The following is a 506-nucleotide window of genomic DNA, read 5'->3' as shown; positions in this document are numbered from 1 at the left end:
CCACTGGATATCACAACCGCAGTAAAAACTGCTTGGGTGGTCTTGATAGATTTTCACCGCTTCACGTTTGGCGGCAGAAAATGAGCTAGGAGGGGCAGAAAAAGCGGAACTAGAAAGAACAAAGAGAAACAGAGTAAACAAGTATTTCATGATTAAAGTCTTTAAAAAGTATGACTTTAATCATTCTACCACTCAGAGATTGGCTTTAGTAATGAGTCTGTTAATAATAAAAACAAACAAGTGATCGCCGCTGTTTCTCACCGGCGAAATTAAGAAAGTTGAACACCTGTAAAATTCAAAGGCTGGTGGCATTTTTTACAGGAGTAGGTTGCCTCTTTGCGCAGAACTTTATTATGTCGGCGAATCGAGAGCGGGTAGGTCATGCAGCCGCAACGATACTCAAACGTCTTACCCTGGACTGAGGTAACTTCAAAGCGGTGTGTGGTGTTGGCAGGAATACCAAATACGGATTCCATGACGCCCCGCCACTCTTTTCCGTGTGGTCG

At 43.7% G+C, this 506-nt stretch carries 1 protein-coding gene and 1 pseudogene; both read right to left on the bottom strand.

The window, feature by feature from the left end:
- Positions 1 to 150 (bottom strand): annotated as a pseudogene (locus R7R24_RS30710) (deoxyribonuclease I); the annotation flags it as partial.
- A 119-nt stretch (positions 151 to 269) separates the two neighbouring features.
- The coding region (locus R7R24_RS30705) for a zinc ribbon domain-containing protein (protein WP_318095942.1) at positions 270 to 506 on the bottom strand (237 nt) is incomplete at its 5' end.

It is taken from the genome of Vibrio sp. 704 (assembly GCF_033339295.1).
This window is presented reverse-complemented; position numbering and strand designations above follow the sequence as displayed.